This window comes from Capnocytophaga sp. oral taxon 326 str. F0382 (assembly GCF_000318295.1).
Lineage (GTDB): Bacteria > Bacteroidota > Bacteroidia > Flavobacteriales > Flavobacteriaceae > Capnocytophaga > Capnocytophaga periodontitidis.
The window spans coordinates 1-19249 of the sequence record NZ_KB291470.1; the positions used below are offsets into that span (position 1 = coordinate 1).

Consider the following 19249-nt stretch of genomic DNA (forward strand, 5'->3'; position numbering starts at 1 on the left):
CGCTGGTAGGCAAAGCCTACCAGCGGGATTTTTATAATAATTAACACATTTGCCAATTGGCTAATTATTTCTATCTTTGCCCTTCATCAATAGCAAACAACGTGTTATCACTTCGCCCCTATTATCACCCTATACAATCCGTTATTCCTGCAGAAGAAAAAGAGGTTACCTATACCGAGTTTCTTCCGTGTGAGGCTTTGCGTTCGTTTATCTATTGCTATTGGGAACTGAAATCTCCTCCACGTAACACGCCTTTCTGCTACCGAGTAGTTGCCGATGGTTGTATAGACCTATTTTTTGATTGTAACGCCCCGCAGATGAGTTCCGTTATGGGCTATTGCAATACATACATAGAGTTTCCCATAACGGGGACTTTTCATTATGTAGGAGTACGCTTTTTGCCCAGTGCTTTTCCGCTACTTTTTGGTCAAGATGCTTTTGAAATCAGCGCACAAGAAATCCCTTTGCGCGAGGTAGTACCTGCACTGGCTACTTTTATAGCTCAGCAGTTGGAAACTCCCCTTTCGTTAGCTACCATAGCACAGCATTTGGACAACTATTTTCTCCGTCACCTATCACAACGCCCTTTGCAGATGGACAACCGCTTTTTCTCAGCACTTTTGCAGATATTGCAAAGCAAAGGCAGCCTACACATCAGTGAGTTGGATACCGGCATCAGCACCCGACAGTTGCGCCGCCTTTTCGACTACTACATAGGCGATAGTCCTAAGACTTTTAGCAACATTGTGCGCTTTCAGCATATACTAAGTACAAAAGCCTACCACAACCATTCTTTTTTAGACACTTATTACGACCAAGCCCACTTTATCAAATCGTTTAAAACATTCTATGGAGATACCCCGAGTAAGGTGTTAGGCTGAAGAATGTCCGTTTTTTACAATCGTATTCCCTGCCCTTGTGGTACTTTTGCCCCCAAATAACAAATACATTATCAGAATGAAATTAAACGCAGGTATTATCACCGAGAAATTAGCCGAGAGCAAGGCTTTCTACACCCAAGTATTGCAATTTGGTGTTACTTTTGAAAACGACTTTTATTTGCTGTTGCACACCCCTAATCAGGAGGCAGAAATCAGTTTTTTGTTGCCTAATCACCCTTCACAACAACCTCTTTTCCAAAAACCTTTTACCCAACAGGGTGTATACCTCACCATTGAAGTAGAGAATGTAGACGATTATTACTGCAAGTTAAAAGAGCAGGGCGTACCCATTGCCATAGACTTACGCGAAGAGCCTTGGGGCGATCGCCATTTTGCTATTATAGATCCCAACGGCATCGGTATAGATATCGTAACCTATTGCGCACCTGAATAAAAATAAAAATCCCCTCTGAAAGAGAAATCTACCGGCTGGGGATTTTTTAATTAGCTAATTATTCACTACCTTTGCACTCATCATTCGTCATTCGTCATTCGTCATTTGTCGTTCGTCATTTGTAATTCGCCATTTGGTTAGGAATTAAACTCGATAAAATCGAACAATCCTCTAAAAATTAGCCTATGAGAACATTCCTATTCTTAATCTTTATACTTAGCTATTCTCAAAATATGTTTAGTCAAACTAAGACAGATATAGACACCATCTACAAACAAGATTTCGAGGACTTTTCTCTACAATTAGTCAGAGATGACAGTGGAGAGAAGCAGGCAGAATTCCGTACTTTATTTATAAATAAAAAAGCGAGTATTTCTACAAAAATCTTTATTTCTACTTATAAAAAAGACCTTCATTGGATTTTTGGAAAATCAATAGGAGAAGGAGCATATTATACTTATAATATTATAAAAGGATTTCATTTAGAAAATAGGCTACTTGTTTTCTATTCTTGTTGGGGAGTAGTAACCGCTGTAAGTTTTGATTTAACTACAATGACACATAAAACTTACTATATCGGTTTTTATCCTCATACGGGAGCTTTTGCAAATCTTGTACATAGTATGGTAGCAAAAGAATTTAGAAATATTTTCTATTTTCATATACAAGCAGGACAACAATACGGAGGAAAAGCTAATATATTAGGATATTTTGACCCGAAAACTAATGAAATGTACAATTATATTCCTCGCGATACCCTTGGAATAAAAGTTTCTGACATTGATAAATCTTTTGAAACTCTTAAAGAAGATAAAGAAACTTCAGTTTTTATAAGAAAATTACTCATAAGGCTCAAATTAGCCCCTGATAATGTAGCAATTTCTTATCTTTTTAGGTCTGAATATCAAAATTTCACTTATTTTTTCTATATCAAGGACAATTCATCTGTAGAGATTCTAAGATATGATATCGAAAAAAAGGAATGGTTTGTGGGTGGCTATAATGCCTCTCCTTCACTAACATCTGAAAAGCCATAAAACCTTTAGAAAACATACAAACCCCCTCCCCGCTGAAAGAGAAATCTACCAGCGGGGAGTTTTTATATCCCCAACTTATAGTGATACCTACACCTTAAAAAAATATTTATAAAATAATATATAGTAAGTTTGCTTATTATATAAAAACATATTACCTTTGCGCCCGAACAAAGAAGTAAATTTAAATTATATATGAAAGTTTTAATTATCAACGGGCATCCTACTATGGAGACGTCTAACGCCAATAAGGCTATTTTAGAAGAGGTAAAACGCTTGCTCCCTGAGGCTGAAGTAAGTAACTTGCAAGCTCTCTATCCTAACTATCAAATTGATGTAACAGCGGAACAAGCTAAACTTGTAAAAGCAGATGTAATTGTATGGCAATTCCCCGTGAATTGGTATTCGCTTCCTGCTTTGCTGAAAAAATGGTTAGACAACGTATTTTCACACGGCTTTGCTTATGGCGACAACAAGCTGATGGGCAAAAAACTCATCCTTTCTTTCACTACCGGAGCACCTGAAGAGGCTTACCAACACGGTGGCGCACAGAACTATCCGTTTACTGATTTTCTCAATATTCACCGCCAAACTGCCAATCACTGCAAACTGCTATTCCAAGAGCCTGTAATCTCTTACGGAATGAAGTACATCCCAGAAGTAATGCCCGAAGAAGTGCTTACAACCCTACAACAAAGAGCCAAAGATCACGCCGCTCGATTGGTTGCGCAAATCAAAGAATTAAGCTAATTTTGCAATTGATAAAAATCGCCGTGTGGCAGTGTGTCACACGGTTTTTATTCCATTTATAAATGAAAAACAGACCTATCAAATATTGGATTATCGTGGCGAGCAAAGACCACGTACAAATGGGCGTTGCGGGAGGCTTTGCCCAAGCCTGCCACGGAAAGGCTCAGCCTTTGAAACGTATGCAAGAGGGAGACGGTATTCTCTATTACTCTTCCAAACGCTATTTCGGAAAAGAAGACAAATGCCAAGCCTTCACGGCTATTGGCAGAGTGAAAGACGAGGAAGTCTATGCCTTTCAGATGAGTGAAAACTTCTGTCCGTTTAGGAGAAATATTACTTTTGTAGACTGCGAAGAAACACCCATAGCCGACCTTATCGAGCTATTAAACTTTATCCCCAACAAAAAGGCGTGGGGATATCCTTTTCGCTTTGGTATTTTGGAAATATCCGAGAACGATTTTAAACTCATAGCCTCTAAAATGTTACACAATGACCTCTCAGCCCTCAATTTTTAGTTTAAGAGCCGAAGAAAGCTCAGGGCTTTTACTTTGGCAGGTAAGTATGTTATGGCAACGCGGAATCAAAAAAGTGTTGCAACCTTTCGACCTCACACACCCCCAGTTTGTACTCTTGGCGAGTGCCCAGTGGTTCGCCCAACAAGGAAAGGAAATCACACAGGTGTCTTTGGCAAATTTCACCAAGATAGACCCAATGACTACCTCGCAAGTGGTGCGCACTTTGCAGAGCAAAGACCTCATCACAAGGGAAGAACACAAGACCGACACCCGCGCCAAAGTAGTTGCTATCACCGATAAAGGTGCCGAACTCATCGCGCAAGCTGTCGCTAAGGTCGAGGCTTTCGACGATGAATTTTTCAGTATTTTGGCAACCGAACAGCCCTCGTTCAACGTTCAACTGCACAAACTTTTAACGAATTAGCAGAATCGTTTTGCTCCTTGCTATCCTTAATATAGATTTTTGTTTGGGTATTAATAGAGTGAATGCTTTGAAGAAGGAAGCGGAGAATAATTGAGCAATTAGCAAATTAGAAAATTTGGAAATTAATAATTGTGTTTTATTCCGTTAGGAAAGTTCCTTTTTCAAGCACAATTTTATTTCCCCATTGGGTAAGGGCATCGAGTATGGGCAAAAAAGATTTTCCTAAGTCGGTGAGTGAATAGATAGCCACCAAAGGAGGTTTTTCGCCATAGACAACTTTAGAAATAAGCCCGTCGTTTTCCAATTGTTTTAGTTGGATACTCAGCGTAGTTTCGGTTACCGAATAGAGGTCTTTTTTCAGTTCGCTAAATCGCTTTTCACCTTCTTTAAGGTGATACAAAATCACGGCTTTCCATTTTCCTCCTATCAAATCCATCGCTACGGCAATGGTACAAGGATAGGTCTTTTCTCCTAAGCGAACGCTGGGGGCTGTACACTCTATTTTTGTTTCCATAATAGTTGAAATTATAAAGTATCTATTTAGATAGTTATTGCCAGATTGAAAGTTGTACTATAATTTTGCGCCAAAATTAAAAAATAATTTCAATATGGCATTAGTAATTTTAGCACACCCCCATTTTGACCAATCGATAGCCAATAAGGCTATCATAGAGGAGCTTTCTCGTAGCGATATAGATTTTGAAATCAGAAATTTATCAGCGCTATACCCTACCTTTCAAATAGATGTAAAAGCAGAGCAAGAAGCCTTACTCAAGCATCAAGAGGTTATCTTTCAATATCCTTTTTATTGGTATAATATGCCAGCGATACTCAAGCATTGGTTTGATGAGGTTTTCACGTATCAGTTTGCTTATGGTTCACAAGGAGATAAGCTCAAAGGGAAATATTTTATCCCAAGTTTTACCGTTGGGGCACCCGAAAGTGAATATCACACTTTGGGAGAACACCATTTCAAAGTATACGAGTTCTCTAAGAACTTAGCGCAAACGGCTTATTATGCGCAGATGAAGTATGTAGAGCCTCTATATTTTCACGGAACATCAGTAAATGCAGGTTATACCAAAGAGGATATAGAAGCAAAAGCCAAAGCGCAAGCCCAGCGATTGTTAGCATTTCTTTCTTCGCTGAAATAACACGCAAATTAGGATAAAAAAACACCCTCCCCACTGATAGGAAATACTACGAGTGGGGAGGGTTTTTATTAGTTATTCTTAATTTTCTCTATAGTTTTCGTATAGAACGTAGTAATATTAAGTCCGTATTGGGTATATTCACCTTTTTCTATAAACTTTTCGCCTGAGAAATAGATTTCTTGGGTATAAGTGGCGTTGTTTTTGGGAGTTTGTTCCTCTATTTCAAAAACGAGCTTATCAGCATCTATATATTTTCTTTTCTTGTCAAGTGAAAAAGGTAGTTGGGGTTCGTTAGTATCTACTCTTCCTAACATTTGAAGACCTTTATCATCGTATGCTGCATATAAAGTACTATAAACAGTAGTATCGGCTTCGTTGATGATAGTGCCTCCATTCATTTTTAGGCTCTTTTTGTATTTGTCCTTAGTGCTTATCATAAACACTTCCGTATCTATAAAATAATCCCCTAATTGGTCGTCTAAAAAATCTAAAATAGTAGCGATATCCCTCTTTTTGAATATTTTCTTCTTTAGAAAATGGCTGTATTCATCACTGAGTATATAACTATCTCTATTTACACGTATGATATTGGGATTTTCAAAATGAAATAGGAGTGTATCCGTACGATTTTTATCACCTATAAGGAGTTGTAGCTTATCTGTAGCTATTTTTTTCGTAGTGAGGAAGTAGGAAAAGGCATCTTTTTGCGCTATATCCTTTGGGGTATCTTTTTTATGGACAAATAAAGTATCCTTTCTACGGTTGAAGTGCAAAAAGGTATAGTATTCACGGCTTTCCTTTCTGTCGGGGAGCAGTGAATCGGTTTGATTGTCTATGGCATAGCTTTCGTATTGTGTTCTAACTAATACTGCTTTTTGCGCCAATAACATATTTTGACCCCAAAGGAGGACTAATAATAAAGGGAGTAGTCTTTTCATTTTATTTGCTAATTTTCCATTACATTGGTAACCTACTGCAATTTTTATAGAACAAAGGTGCTTCTATACCTTTTTTCTTACCTTCTTCATACACGCACTTGCATACATATAATAAGTCGGGGAGATTGTTGTGGAGAGTCATTATTTTTTGGGTGAGGATATTGTTGGCAAACATTCTTTTCATCAAAGGTGCTGAAAGAAAAGTAGGCAATTTGTAAGGTAGTAACTCGTTGTTGTAGTGTTTTAGTACCACCCCTCGTGAGGCTACTATCTTCACCGTTTCACGTACCGATTTTACAGCTTGCTTCAGTAGTTTGGCAGACTGCATTAGCTTCTCGGCTGCCTCAGTAGTTTGTGCATTATTGCTATAATTTTCCATTGTAGTACTTGCTACCGAAATAACTCCCGCATTAATAGCCAGATGCAACCATATCCATTCGAGCATATCGTAAGGGTGTTCTAAGGCTATGTGGCAATCGCTAAATAGCTTTAATAAATCGTCATAATTATCAATAGTAGTTTTTGCTTTGCTCTCCAGCATAAAATGGTCAAACAAACAAGCATTAAGGGTTTCACCTTCTAAGTTGCCTCCTGCTACAGGATAACCTAATACATAAGGACGATTGCCTAAGAGTTTTTCCAGATAATTCTTATCTTCCCAAATACCACAAGCAATGAGCAGTGTTCCTGTAATATGCTCTCTATTGAGTTCTTCTATCACACTTTCCAATTTTCCAGAAGGTACCGCAATAAAGATAAAATCATACTCTTTTTCTGTGGCGTGCTCAATAGAATAGCTATCGGTATACGAAAGTCCTTTCTTGTGTCCACGTCCGTCCAAGATATGAACGTTTAAAGTGTGTATGTTATTCTTTTTACTGTCTTTTCTAAGGTAATGTGTTACTGTGTGTCCTGCTTTAGAAAACACATAGCCGTAAATAGAGCCTATAACGCCTATGCCTATTACTAAGATTTTCATAGTGTCTTTTTTATCTAAGGACAAAGGTATAAAATTATTATCATCCCCTTCTATTTCCTCAAAATACCTATCCAAATGGCATCCTATTTCCATATCTTCATCTGAAGTATTACGCAATACCATAAAATGACAATTTTTCTCGGCATTAACGAATACAAAATTGTGTTCGCCGAAGTACGCTTGGTATCCCTCATCTACTAACGACCAAACTTCACCCGCTTTAAAGCTGAAAATATCATTTTTTACCCGATAGCTCTTTCCTACTTGCAATTCCATAATAATATGTTTTTTTTTAAGGCACAAAGATAATAATAATTAGTCAATTTGCTAATTAGCTAAATAGCAAATTATTTACTACCTTTGCCGAGTAAACACTCAGCAAAAAAGAAAAGGATATGAGCGATTTTAAACTAACACTTTTGAGAAAATGGGAATTTGACAATGAATTCTCATTTGTTTATGCTTCAATTTTACTACCCGATGGCACTGCCGTAATCCTAACTTCCGATCATACCGATTGGCATAAATATTACGTCCTTGTCCTTTCAACCGAAGGCATCAAAAAGATTCCTATTGAATACAACCCAATGTCAAACAGAGATTATCCTGTGCTCTTCAGATATAAAGAAGGGTTTGCCATCATCATTTCGGCAAAAGAAGTGCGGTATTACTCAGAGGTACATTCGTCACCAGCACTCATTCCGATAAAAAATAAATCATTACTCAGATATAACATTGTACCAGAGAAGGCAGAACAGCGGTATTTTCAAAATATATCGGATAGCCAAATAATTCCCGTTTGCTTTGAAAATGAAGTTTATTACGGCAATGCAAGATGTTTCGCCCTTTTAGAATTTGATGATACTGCCAAAACTGCCAAATGGAAATCTTTTTCAAAAATAGATAAAAAAGCATTTACGCATCATGACGACAGATGGGCAGACACTCCAAAGATAGACAGTCTTAAAATATTGGATAAAAAAATCTATGCCTTCATTCCGGGTGAAAGCGCTTCATCGGTTAATAAATGGGGAATGGATTATTATGCGCTCGCACAAATCTCTGCCGAAGGGAAGGTAATCGAGAAAGTTATTGAATCGGACAATTTGCATACCGATCATAAAAAACACGGTGTTAATGGCTGTTTCACGGAATCTGAATATGTGATACTAACACCTATTTTTAAAACCGATGAATGGAAGGGCAATCAAAAAGTCTTTTCGCTCACCACACGCGAATATGGCAATATTTTCTTACCTAAAGGAATGACAAAACACAAACTCCAAAATATCACAGGTAACCTTTGCTTGACCTCTCTTTTCGACAGAGGTTTAAAAGAAATATCTTTGTGCAATTACAATAACTCATAAAACACCTTAGGCATTTTATGTCTCAAAAAATCAAAGTTTTTAATAAATTATTAGCCCATTACGGCAAGCAATATTGGTGGAATGACCCCAATCGCATTACCGACTGGATATCGATGATTCTCATTCAGCAAACTACCCAAGAGAATACCGAAAAAGCCCTTGCTAACTTAGAGGGTAACTTATCAGTAGAAGCTTTACACGCTATGGAACTGAACACTTTACAGGAATATATACGTCCGGCAGGCTTCTACAAGCAAAAAAGCACTTACATCAAAGCCCTGATGGAATGGTATGTGTCGCACGGAGCTTCCTTACAAAAGTTTGAAGCTATCCCTACTGAGGAACTTCGCAAAGAATTGCTCTCTATCAAAGGTGTGGGCGAAGAAACTGCCGATGCTATGTTGTTGTACATCTTTGAGCGAAAGGTATTCATAGCCGACCAGTACGCTATACGACTTTTGAACCGCCTGAACCTCTCTTCAGCACAGACTTACAAAGCCCTCCGCGAAGAGTGTATGCCCTTAGTGGCTAAAATTCCCTTAGAAACCTGCCAAGAATGGCACGCTGTGATTGATGTGCACGGCAAGGCTTACCGCAAAGGTTTTACCGATGAACAGTGGTTATTAGAATAATAAATAAAAAATGATGAGCAAAATATGGAAAAATATCATTGCCCAAACACAAGAAGAGGTAAGGGCAACTTTTCAAGAATTATACGCTTCTGTAGATTTCGGAGCTTATATAGCCCCGCAAGATTACTTTGTGTCTTACATCTTTAAAACAGAGGAAGAATTGAGCAAAGCAAAGGAAACAGGCTTACTGCAAAAGATAAACGAGTATCACCAAAAACTATTGCGTGAGCAACAATACCCTGAGGAAGGTATAAAGGACTGTACTTTTGCCTCTCAGGAAGATTGCGACAAGGAATGGAACGGAAATTGGTATTATTATTACAAGTAAAATATGAATCTGCTAACAAAAAAACTCTCTAAAAAAGGACAGAAAAAGGAACAGCTTTTCGGCGAAAAGTTTTTGAAAATAGGACGTATAATCCTAATTGTATTTTTGTGTTTCTATCTGTTAGAACTTCTATGGTTAGCCAGAAACTTTACCCTTAGCAAGGAGCTTATAGACGAGATTATTATCCCTATCCTTCCTTTAGCAGTCTTAATAGGGCTATATAGCTTTTTTTACAGATGGGTGATGGATAAGCGTATGCGATACAGCCAATATACAAGAGGTGAATTACCTCCTACCATCAAGGTAAAAGCACTGAAAGACAAAACCTTTCAATGGATAAAATTTCTGTCGATTGTAGTTTTTTATATAATGATGTTCTGGCTAATAAGTGGCCAAATTATAAGTGAGCATAGAGAAGGGGTAGCCAAATATTTCTATTTACTTATAGGATTTGCTGTTTTAATATTCATTATAGTGCTTTTTGGCGAAGATCTTATAAAAAACACTCATAATACTTTCTATGCCATAGAGATAAAAAACGAGGCTCTTTCCATTTTTTATAAAGAAGAACTTACCCAAACTATCGATTTAAATTCCATTCACCATATCCATTTTTTCCTCGAAAAAGTGAGAAGAGGAAAAGATTCTGATAGAATACACCCTCGTATGCAGATTTACACCTCAAGAACAAACAGAGTGTTGCACATCAAATTGAGTATTGACAACTATCTTTTACTAAAAGCCTATTTTTCTCATAAGCATTTCAAAGTGACAGACGAATATAATCTGTCTTTTTAATTACAATGTCTAACATTCTTCAATTTATAAAAAACTAAAGGCTACCCTTTCGGACAGCCTCATCTTTTTCACTTTTTGTCTTCTTAATCTAAACATCTTTCAAAATATAAATAAGGGTGGGCTTTAATTGTTTCATACCAATCACTATCGTATACTACAATCAATTTATTGTTATTTTTATAACTTGAGATAAGAACGTGATTATCTACTTCTTTCCAAACAAGTATTCCATCTTCTGCACCTACAATACCTTTTCTATATTCTCCTAAGTAACATTTCCACTTTTTAAATGGCAACATCTCGTCCATAATTACTATAAATTCTTCTATAGTATCGGGTAGATAAAACGTAGCTGGATTGGGATCTTTTACATCATCGGCAGCACATACACTATCTCTGCTTAGGTATACCTTTATCTGCTTATTTTCCATTTGATGGTTCTTTACTTATTTTTTCACTCTCTTTGGGACTCACAAAGATAAAAATAATTTATCAATTGGCGATAATTTAAACATAATACTGATTCGCCATACTCTTCAATTTCTTTAAAATACCTATCCAAAGGACATCCTATTCCCATATCTTCATCGGAAGTATTTCGCAAGATCATAAATTGACAATTTTTCTCGGCATTAACGAATACAAAATATTGTTCACCGTAGTAAATTTGGTATCCTTCTCTTACTAACGACCAAACTTCACCCGCTTTAAAGTTGAAAATATCATTTTTACCCAATAGTTCTTTCCTACTTGTAATTCCATAATAATATGTTTTTTATGGCACAAAAATAATAATAATTTGTTAATTATCAATTATCAATTGTTTTGTACTAAAGGTGTGGGCGAGGAAACGGCCGATGCAATGTTGTTGTACATTTTTGAGCGAAAGGTGTTCATAGCCGACTAGTACGCTATACGACTTTTGAACCGCCTGAACCTTTCTACCGCACAAACCTATAAAGCCCTTCACGAAGAGTGTATGCCCTTAGTAGCTAAAATTTCCTTAGAAACCTGTCAAGAATGGCACGCTGTGATTGATGTACACGACAAGGCTTACCGCAAAGGTTTTACCAATGAACAATGGCTGTTAGAATAATTTCCTAATTTATTAATTGTTAATTGCTAATTGTTTTGTATCTTTGCCTCATAAAACTATAAAAAATAAAGTTATGTCGTATTTTTATTCATTTACAAAATCAGTAAAGCATTGGTATATTCCGCTTATTTTGGGAATATTGCTTATTATTTGTGGTATTGCGGTATTTGCAGCTCCTTTTAGAGCCTATACTACCCTATCGCTTCTCTTTGCCCTCTCGTTCTTAATGTCGGGATTATTAGACATATTTTTTGCCTTGCAAAATCGACAAGCCTTAGGAGGTTGGGGTTGGTATTTAGCAAGCGGAATTGTATCGCTACTTATGGGGGCATATTTGTTCGCTAACCCTGTTGTATCTGCTTTTATCTTGCCTTTTATAGTAGGATTTACATTGTTGTTTCGCTCATTTCAATTGTTAGGCTTCTCGTTTGAAGTAAAAGAAGCTGGTGTTTTGAATTGGGGTAACTTGGCACTATTGAGTACTTTAGGAATTATCGTGTCATTCTTGCTTATTGCTAATCCTATTTTCACCGGCATTTCGTTAATGGTGCTTATCGCACTGACTTTTATTTTCAGTGGAGTAGCTTCTATTGTATTATCATTTAACTTAAAGAAGATAAAAGGCTCTTCCGAAAAGCTTTCAGATGAACTTAAAAGTAAGATTGAAAACCTCAAACGCGAAATAAAAGACGCTTTAAGCGATAAGTAATACGTATGTTGTACACTATCCTTATCCTCGTTGTAGTAATAGGCATTGGGGCTGTTATAATTTTCAACCTACCAAGTTTTAGCAAAGCACCATCAGGCGAACGCTTGGCACGCATACAACAATCACCCAACTACCGCGAGGGTAAGTTTCAAAACTTAGAAACTACCCCGCAGTTTACTTCTAATGACAATATACTCAAAACTGCCTATCATTACTTCTTTCCCGATGTACAAGACCTCAGTCCAAGCACGCCCATCCCTGCAGTACAAACCGATTTACAGTCCCTGCCTAATAATGCGATGGTATGGCTGGGGCATTCTTCTTATTTGCTAAACGTAAACGACACCCGCGTACTTGTAGACCCTGTATTTCATTCTGCCTCTCCTTTTTCGTTTATGGTAAAACCTTTTAAGGCGACTTACAACTACTCATCTGCCGATATGCCCGATACTATTGAGGTGCTCATACTTACCCACGACCATTGGGATCATCTTGATTATACAGCGATGAAAGAACTGAAAAACCGTATTCAACACGTAGTTTGTCCGCTGGGTGTAGGGGCGCATTTAGAGTATTGGGGGTTTGACCCTGCTAAAATCACCGAGATGGATTGGCAGGACACAATCACTGTAGCAAATCTCAAATTCACTTGCTTGCCTACGCGTCATTTTTCAGGTCGCGGACTTAAGAGAGCACCCACTTTATGGGGTTCGTTTATGCTCGAAACGGGTACTTATACCATCTACATCGGCGGTGATAGTGGCTATGGCAAGCACATTGCCGAAATAGGCAAACGCTTCCCTCATATCGATTTAGCCCTAATGGAAAACGGACAGTACAACCCTAATTGGCGTTATATTCACTTCTTGCCCGAAGACTTGCGCAAAGCCTTGAACGAAATAGGCGCCAAGCGTTATTTCACAGGTCATAACTCTAAATTCGCCTTGGCGCAACACCCTTGGTATGAGCCTATGCGCAATGTTCAAGCTTATGCCAAAGAAGATAACCTAAATATCATCACTCCTAAAATAGGTGAAGTTATACATATCAACCAGCCCGATGAAACCTTTGACGTATGGTTTAATTAGCAGATTATGATGCTTAAACTTCTTCAATTTATAAAAAACTGGACGCTCCCCCTTTCAATGGGTATAGGAGCAGTAGCGTATTTGGTATTTTATTACGTACCAGCATTAGAAGGAGCTTCACAATGGCTTGCTCCCATATTCGATGCTATTTTGCCGCTTTTTATGTTCCTCATTTTGTACGTAACCTTTTGCAAGGTCGATTTCAAAAGGTTAGCACTTGTACCTTGGCATTGGTGGATGATAGCAGTGCAGTGTGTTTTGGTAGGAAGTATCACGGGGGCAATTCTCTTCTTTGGCATCCACGGTAAAGAACTGATACTCTTGGAAAGCGTATTGGCGTGCATTATAAGCCCTTGTGCGGCAGCAGCAGCGGTAGTAACTCTCAAACTCGGTGGTAATTTAGAGCAGATGACTACTTATACTTTTGTATCCAACTTGCTTTGTGCACTACTCATACCTGTGTGTTTCCCGCTGATAGAACCCGCTTCTCAAATGACCTTTTGGAGTGCTTTTTCGCTGATAATGCAGAAAGTATGCCTCGTATTAGTCGTACCGATGCTATTGGCATTGCTTACCAAAACCCTCCCCCTACTCCACCGCTTTCACCAATGGCTCATCCACATCCCCGACCTATCTTTTTATCTATGGGGTTGCTCACTGATGATCGTTACCGGCACTACACTAAAGAACATTTTTCACGCGGAAACAAGCGTATTATTTCTGTTGCTCATAGGCTTTTTAGGCTTGGCATTGTGCTTACTACAATACGCTATAGGGTGGCGTATAGGTAATTTTTTCAACTCTTCGATAGAGGCAGGACAAGCCTTAGGACAGAAGAACACCGCCTTTGCTATCTGGATAGCAGCCACTTACCTGCATCCGCTTTCTACCGTAGGCCCAGGTTGTTATATCCTTTGGCAAAATATCATCAACTCTATTGAAATATGGAAAAAAGGAAAGTATAACGCATAAAAAATCAATTAACAATTAACAAATTAGTAAATTAGCAATCACCCGTGCGGTTCATACCGGCTTGTCTCCCTTCGGGGGGACGGGGGCTAAATCGACAAATTGGCAAATCGGCAAATTATTTTTATCTTTGCAGCAAATTAACAAATAGTAATATGAAAATAGAAGATATTAAAGGTGATTTTAGTTATAAAGAAAATCCAAATTTGAGATATAGCAACGAGAACTATATCTTGGTAATCAAAGATGAGGACAACCCCGATAAATCGGTGCGCCCATTGTTATATGTAGATAAAAGAGCGGGAAAAGTAGAAAATATCGACCGTTATGATATGGATAAAATTCAGGTGCCTATCAACCACTTCAAACCTGAACAAAGTTTTGATAGATTCGATAACTTGTACCAAATCCTAAAAATTTCGTACGGTACTATCGTCGCTACCAACTACGACGACGATAAATATCCTAAATGCAAAACCTTCGCTAACAACCTCAATTTTACTTCTAAAGAGGAAATTATAGAAATTTTAGAAGGTGAAATATTAGAATCTCAAGCTAAAATAAAGGTAAAAACCCCCTTTACTTCCCTCATTTCCGATGTATACGCGCGCTACAGTCAGCCTCTTTTTATAGAAACCGAAGAAAAAATCGTTGGACCCTTTATCATTGCAAGTCAAGATGAAGACAATACCTTTTCTGTACAAAAATACTTCAAAAAAGAATATCCTTTTGGCGAATACCAAATTACCGACAATAGTTATATAGAATTTCAGAATTTTGGGTTTACCCGAAAAGTACATATCATCGGCTTTAGTAAGTTTGAATTTATCAAGGAAATAGACTTTAAAGACGACAAGGAAATACTCAACGACTTTGCCGAACGCATCAAGCATAACCCTGCCCTGCTCAACAAACGCAAACAGCAAGAAATGCTCGACCTCATCGAAACAATGCGCCAAAACAAAGCCATTGAAACTTATCTCAAGGAAAACCGCCGCGTGTACGACATCTTGGAAAAAGCCAATGAAAAACTTATTAGCGACTATAAAATCAGTGAAATATTCCCCGAAAAAGTACGCTTAAACGAGATTATCGAAAACCTCACCGAGCGCGAAAGAGAACTGAAAAGCCAAGTGAGCAGTCAGGAAAAACGCCTGCAAGAATTACAAGAAAAGGTAGACGACACTCAAAACGAGCTCGAAAACCTCACTAAAATTAAAGAAGAGAAGTTCGCCAAAGAAAAAATCGCCTTAGAACAGGAAGTAAAAGCTCTTACCGAGAAAAAAGCCAATCTCGCTGCCGAAATTGAAAGCGAAACCCAGCAAATTTCTCAACAATTAGTAGCTTTACGCAAAGAAAAAGACGATTTAACGGCTTTTGTTGATAAATTGTTGCTCGAGAACAAACACGCTCAACGCGACGCCCAGCAGGAACTCGTCAACCTCTTCAAACACAAAAAGTATTTCGACTTTTTGAGCGGTCGCAACCTCTCTCTCTACGAGGAAACACAACAAAGAACCTTTACCGACTTCAGTATCACCGATGCTTTCGATACTTATGCCGCTTTCAGAGATAAAATAAAGGAAATTCTCTCTAAAAACGGACGTGCTTTCGAAACGCATTTCATCGACAATCTGCTCATCGCTATACACCAAAATACACTCACCATTTTAGCGGGCTTACCTGGTACAGGAAAAACGAGTTTAGCGCGCTTGCTCACCCAAATATTAGCCCCTCAAGAGCGCGTTACCGAAGTATCGGTGAGCCGTGGCTGGTCATCACCTAAAGACCTTATCGGCTTCCAAAACCCGCTTACCGATAAGTTCCACTCTGCCCCCACCGGCGTATACGAACTCTTGGAGCAACTCAACTACGAGGTAGAACAACACTCGTTCTTCAGCGCTCCTTTGGCTTTCATCATCTTAGACGAAGCCAACCTCAGCCCTATAGAGCACTATTGGTCAAACTTCTATAACCTTACCGATACCATCGCTCAAGAAGGCGACTACCTCTCTATCCAGTTGGGTAACAACCACACACTCAAGTATGCGAACAACCTCCGCTTCATCGCTACTATCAACTACGATTATACCACCGAACCACTTTCACCGCGTGTAATCGATAGAACGAACATTATCCAGCTACCCGAACTCAACCAAAGCGTTCACTTTATCACCAAAGAAGAAGTAGAAACCTTGCGCATTTCGTTCCAAAAATGCATTGAGTTTTTCCACCTTCTCGATTTCCAAAAGAATGATAAAGAAGTGATTAGCTTCAGCGACGACGAGAACGACAAAGTATTTCGAGAAATTAAAGAACTATTCAAAAAACTGCGCTTGCCTATCAGCTATCGCGTGGAAATGGGCATCAAAAAGTATTGCAGTATGGCAAAACACATCGCTGGGCTCAACGAGTATGTACTCTTAGACTATTGCATTGCACAACGCCTCTTGCCGATGATCAACGTACAAGGTGAAAACCTTAAAGTTTATATCGACCGACTTTCGCAATTGCTGAACGAGAACAAGATGAAAATATCGGAAAAGATATTGGATAAAATGATTGAAATAGGCGAAAACAACGAAATTTTAGGAGGTAACTACAGCTATTTCCTCACCTTGTCGTATGCTTAGAGTTTACGAAATACAAAACGACGAACGCCGTGAAGTACTCTTGGAGGACGGTGTGTACAACGTGCAGGAATTGGGGGTTTACGAAATGGTTTTCTTCCCCGAAAACAACGACGACCTGAATCCTAATATCGAAGGCACTCCCTTGCCCTCAGAGTACTTGCGCTTGGATAGAACAAAAATCGTACTGATGCCCCAACGCTATTTTGAAGATTATTTTGGGGGTACTCAACTCACAATAGGCGGAAAAACATACCCCTTCAATGTGCGTATCAGTAAGTTGAGACTTTCGGAAATAGAAGGACTCTTCACCTATTTATGGCAAAAAGAAGACCGCCTTTTCGATGTGTTCTACTCCAAAAACAGTGTAGAAGTAAAGAACAAACCTAACGAAGTGGGGCAGATGAACAAATTCATCACTTTGATAACTCACTTTGTAACGGTATTCGAAAAACTGTTACCTTACTTTGAAAAGCAACCTCATTTCGTACTGAGAAAGAAAACTACCGTCTTGCCTTTCAATTCTAACAAAGTGAGTGCTAACACTGTACAGTGGATTATCAACAATTTAGACGAAGTGCAGTTCGACGATGCTTTTAAAGGGCATCACAAAGCAGTACAACTCGGCAACCACTACGGAATGATCGATAACATCCACACCGAAGTGGAAACCCGCGACTGTAATACTTATGAGAACCAAGTGGTGATGGGTATCTTTTTTGTGATACTAAAAAAACTCCGCTCCCTCAAACGCGACATCGAACTGAAATCTACGGTCACTAATTGGTCGGATACTGAAGATTCTGAAGAGTATTTTGTAGATTTTAAAGACCTGAAACGCTTGCCTTTCATCCGCCTATTTGAAGAAATTAGCAAGGTAGAACAGCGAGTGAAGAAATTGGAGCAGAGTTACCGTCGCATTTTTCCAGAGGTAACCCCAAAAGCCGAACACCCTGTGCTCACCTCTATATTCATTCAGCGACCGCACTACAAACGCGCCTACGAGCTAATACGCAAACTCAACGACTACAAACTCGACATCACTGGGTATTTCAAGCTGTTCAACATCAGTAAGTTGAGCAAGCTTTACGAATTGTACAACCTCTTCCAGCTGATAGATGCGTTGCGCTCGAGCCTCAAAATCGCCTTCTTCAATGTGAAGGTGGCATTGCGAAAAGACGAGCCTATTGTTGAGAAAATGGAGTTTACAAACGATTTCTTTGCAGTAAATCTCTTCTATGAGCACAAATATTACCCCGAAAGTAGCAATTACCACAGCACTTTGCTACGCCGTATCGATTGTGTAAGCCCTGAAGAGTACTACCACCCCGATTTTATTATAGAAATTATAGACAAAAAGGCGGAAGAAACCTTCTATTACCTTTTTGATGCTAAATATTCGGTGTTGAAAAATGTGAAATTCTTGCATTTACCATCATTAGAGAAGAAATACATCGCCCGCACAGGTATCAGTGGGGATCGTTACAAGAAAATTAATGGATTGTTTGCCCTTTTCCCCGATGAAGAAGGAGAAAAAATAGTAGATGACACCTTTTTTGAACCTCAAATTGCACTTATAGCCTCTAAACCTAGTGTAGAGAGTGAACTTAAAACCTATATACAACGCATTTTAAAGAAACACATAGGAGACTTTTTGCTCAGCTAAAATGTGTGAGTTCTTCCACTGTGATACCAAATACCTCAGCATATTGTTGTAGGGTTTTAGCCGATAGTTTTTTGAATACCGAAGGTTTGGCGTGACGCTTGATAACCCATTGCCAGCGGTGCATAGCATCGGCGAGGACAGCCCAATCCATACGGTTGAGAAGCATATAATACACTATGGGGCTTTTGCGCCCTGCTATGGCATCGGCTTTAGCTTCATCAATCTGCTCTTGTAACCTGCCTAAGGAGACTTCTAAAGCAATATTCTTCACCTCCCAGCCTGAACTGAGACGGGTAGTATAGTTCCCTTCGTCATCGGTTACGTAACACAATTCCGTAAGGTCGCGCAAGGCACCTTTTTCCTGAGGTAGTTCAGTTTCTTTCATTCCGTTAAGTTTTTAATCACTAAGTTTAATTCGGCTGTTGCCAGATGCACCCCATCGGCAAAGGCATTACAGCGCATTGCACAGAGGTAATACTCATCGCTATCAAAACGAGAAAGCAATTCGGCTTCGGTGCGCACAACTTCTTGTATCTTAGGCAAAGTAAAGATTTCCAACTTCTTAATCGCACTGATGTAGCCTATCACATAGTTTGACGTATCTTCTATACCAAAGAGAAACTGCCCCACAATTGCCGAACAAGTTTGTGCCATATTTTCGATGAGCCCTACTTCGGCAAACATTCCATTTTCTACAAAAATACAGCTATCAGTTACCGTAAATTCGGTAACTACGTGCGTATTACTGATGTCGGTAATGGTATCGACCATTTGCATCGGTGGGTGGTGAGGGAGATATTTGTGGATAGAGATGTTCATATTCAGGTGTCAGGG

The 19249-nt window shown here is 38.8% G+C and carries 22 protein-coding genes and 1 pseudogene; 17 read left to right on the plus strand and 6 right to left on the minus strand.

Annotated elements, in window-relative coordinates; all coding sequences use genetic code 11:
* Positions 1-101 precede the first annotated feature (101 nt).
* From HMPREF9073_RS14475 to HMPREF9073_RS14500, 6 genes are all read left to right on the plus strand, one after another.
* A complete protein-coding gene (locus HMPREF9073_RS14475) occupies positions 102-881 on the plus strand; it encodes a helix-turn-helix domain-containing protein (RefSeq protein ID WP_034556028.1) in 780 nt (259 codons plus the stop codon).
* A gap of 76 nt (positions 882-957) precedes the next feature.
* The gene (locus HMPREF9073_RS14480; RefSeq protein ID WP_009414375.1) at positions 958-1335 is read left to right on the plus strand and encodes a VOC family protein; all 378 of its coding nucleotides are present in this window, start codon (positions 958-960) and stop codon (positions 1333-1335) included.
* Positions 1336-1520: 185 nt separating this feature from the next.
* Positions 1521-2372, plus strand: a complete 852-nt coding sequence (locus HMPREF9073_RS14485; protein WP_232213000.1) for a hypothetical protein — start codon at positions 1521-1523, stop codon at positions 2370-2372.
* A 192-nt stretch (positions 2373-2564) separates the two neighbouring features.
* On the plus strand, positions 2565-3119 hold the full coding sequence (locus HMPREF9073_RS14490) for an NAD(P)H-dependent oxidoreductase (protein WP_009414377.1): 555 nt from the start codon (positions 2565-2567) through the stop codon (positions 3117-3119).
* Between the two features lie 62 nt (positions 3120-3181).
* Positions 3182-3634 carry an EVE domain-containing protein gene (locus HMPREF9073_RS14495; protein WP_009414378.1) on the plus strand — a complete coding sequence of 151 codons (453 nt, stop codon included), beginning with the start codon at positions 3182-3184 and terminating at the stop codon, positions 3632-3634.
* Positions 3609-4058, plus strand: coding sequence for a MarR family winged helix-turn-helix transcriptional regulator (locus HMPREF9073_RS14500; RefSeq protein ID WP_009414379.1), 450 nt, complete (start codon positions 3609-3611; stop codon positions 4056-4058). The genes HMPREF9073_RS14495 and HMPREF9073_RS14500 overlap by 26 nt, the downstream gene beginning before the upstream one ends.
* A 136-nt stretch (positions 4059-4194) precedes the next feature.
* Here HMPREF9073_RS14500 and HMPREF9073_RS14505 read toward each other — a convergent pair whose 3' ends face one another.
* A complete protein-coding gene (locus tag HMPREF9073_RS14505) occupies positions 4195-4572 on the minus strand; it encodes a helix-turn-helix domain-containing protein (RefSeq protein ID WP_009414380.1) in 378 nt (125 codons plus the stop codon).
* Positions 4573-4666: 94 nt separating this feature from the next.
* Between HMPREF9073_RS14505 and HMPREF9073_RS14510 the strand changes: the two genes are divergently transcribed.
* Positions 4667-5212, plus strand: a complete 546-nt coding sequence (locus HMPREF9073_RS14510) for an NAD(P)H-dependent oxidoreductase (RefSeq protein ID WP_009414381.1) — start codon at positions 4667-4669, stop codon at positions 5210-5212.
* A 68-nt stretch (positions 5213-5280) separates the two neighbouring features.
* Here HMPREF9073_RS14510 and HMPREF9073_RS14515 read toward each other — a convergent pair whose 3' ends face one another.
* Together HMPREF9073_RS14515 and HMPREF9073_RS14520 are read right to left on the minus strand one after the other, a co-directional pair.
* On the minus strand, positions 5281-6150 hold the full coding sequence (locus HMPREF9073_RS14515) for a hypothetical protein (protein WP_009414382.1): 870 nt from the start codon (positions 6148-6150) through the stop codon (positions 5281-5283).
* 19 nt (positions 6151-6169) lie between these two features.
* Positions 6170-7405 (minus strand): ketopantoate reductase family protein, encoded by a 1236-nt coding sequence (locus HMPREF9073_RS14520; RefSeq protein ID WP_009414383.1) that lies wholly within the window; start codon positions 7403-7405, stop codon positions 6170-6172.
* A gap of 119 nt (positions 7406-7524) precedes the next feature.
* On the opposite strand from HMPREF9073_RS14520, the gene HMPREF9073_RS14525 reads away from it, so the two are divergent.
* The 4 genes from HMPREF9073_RS14525 to HMPREF9073_RS14540 are packed head-to-tail and all read left to right on the plus strand — an operon-like array spanning position 7525 to position 10257.
* Positions 7525-8499 (plus strand): hypothetical protein, encoded by a 975-nt coding sequence (locus tag HMPREF9073_RS14525; RefSeq protein ID WP_009414384.1) that lies wholly within the window; start codon positions 7525-7527, stop codon positions 8497-8499.
* A gap of 17 nt (positions 8500-8516) precedes the next feature.
* Complete coding sequence (locus HMPREF9073_RS14530; RefSeq protein ID WP_009414385.1) at positions 8517-9131, plus strand: endonuclease III domain-containing protein; 615 nt, start codon at positions 8517-8519, stop codon at positions 9129-9131.
* Between the two features lie 13 nt (positions 9132-9144).
* Positions 9145-9459 (plus strand): hypothetical protein, encoded by a 315-nt coding sequence (locus HMPREF9073_RS14535; RefSeq protein ID WP_034556047.1) that lies wholly within the window; start codon positions 9145-9147, stop codon positions 9457-9459.
* Positions 9460-9462: 3 nt separating this feature from the next.
* Positions 9463-10257, plus strand: coding sequence for a hypothetical protein (locus HMPREF9073_RS14540; RefSeq protein ID WP_009414387.1), 795 nt, complete (start codon positions 9463-9465; stop codon positions 10255-10257).
* An 83-nt stretch (positions 10258-10340) separates the two neighbouring features.
* On the opposite strand, the gene HMPREF9073_RS14545 is transcribed toward HMPREF9073_RS14540, so the two are convergent.
* Positions 10341-10688, minus strand: a complete 348-nt coding sequence (locus HMPREF9073_RS14545) for a hypothetical protein (protein ID WP_009414388.1) — start codon at positions 10686-10688, stop codon at positions 10341-10343.
* 386 nt (positions 10689-11074) lie between these two features.
* Between HMPREF9073_RS14545 and HMPREF9073_RS16610 the strand changes: the two are divergent.
* The 6 genes and pseudogenes from HMPREF9073_RS16610 to HMPREF9073_RS14580 all read left to right on the plus strand — a co-directional run.
* Positions 11075-11353: pseudogene (locus HMPREF9073_RS16610) on the plus strand (endonuclease III domain-containing protein); the annotation flags it as partial.
* A gap of 73 nt (positions 11354-11426) precedes the next feature.
* Entirely contained in the window at positions 11427-12062 is a 636-nt protein-coding gene (locus HMPREF9073_RS14560; RefSeq protein WP_009414391.1) for an HdeD family acid-resistance protein, read from the plus strand.
* A 5-nt stretch (positions 12063-12067) separates the two neighbouring features.
* Positions 12068-13150 carry an MBL fold metallo-hydrolase gene (locus HMPREF9073_RS14565; protein ID WP_009414392.1) on the plus strand — a complete coding sequence of 361 codons (1083 nt, stop codon included), beginning with the start codon at positions 12068-12070 and terminating at the stop codon, positions 13148-13150.
* Positions 13151-13159: 9 nt separating this feature from the next.
* Positions 13160-14122: a transporter gene (locus HMPREF9073_RS14570; protein ID WP_034556048.1), complete on the plus strand. Its 963-nt coding sequence runs from the start codon at positions 13160-13162 to the stop codon at positions 14120-14122.
* 152 nt (positions 14123-14274) lie between these two features.
* A complete protein-coding gene (locus HMPREF9073_RS14575; RefSeq protein ID WP_009414394.1) occupies positions 14275-16752 on the plus strand; it encodes a hypothetical protein in 2478 nt (825 codons plus the stop codon).
* The gene (locus HMPREF9073_RS14580; RefSeq protein ID WP_009414395.1) at positions 16745-18415 is read left to right on the plus strand and encodes a nuclease domain-containing protein; all 1671 of its coding nucleotides are present in this window, start codon (positions 16745-16747) and stop codon (positions 18413-18415) included. The genes HMPREF9073_RS14575 and HMPREF9073_RS14580 overlap by 8 nt, the downstream gene beginning before the upstream one ends.
* Here HMPREF9073_RS14580 and HMPREF9073_RS14585 read toward each other — a convergent pair.
* A complete protein-coding gene (locus HMPREF9073_RS14585) occupies positions 18408-18800 on the minus strand; it encodes a hypothetical protein (RefSeq protein WP_009414396.1) in 393 nt (130 codons plus the stop codon). The two genes, HMPREF9073_RS14580 and HMPREF9073_RS14585, sit on opposite strands and share 8 nt — an antisense overlap.
* Positions 18797-19234, minus strand: a complete 438-nt coding sequence (locus tag HMPREF9073_RS14590; protein ID WP_034556030.1) for an acyl carrier protein — start codon at positions 19232-19234, stop codon at positions 18797-18799. Before HMPREF9073_RS14590 ends, HMPREF9073_RS14585 begins: the two co-directional genes overlap by 4 nt.
* Positions 19235-19249 lie beyond the last annotated feature (15 nt).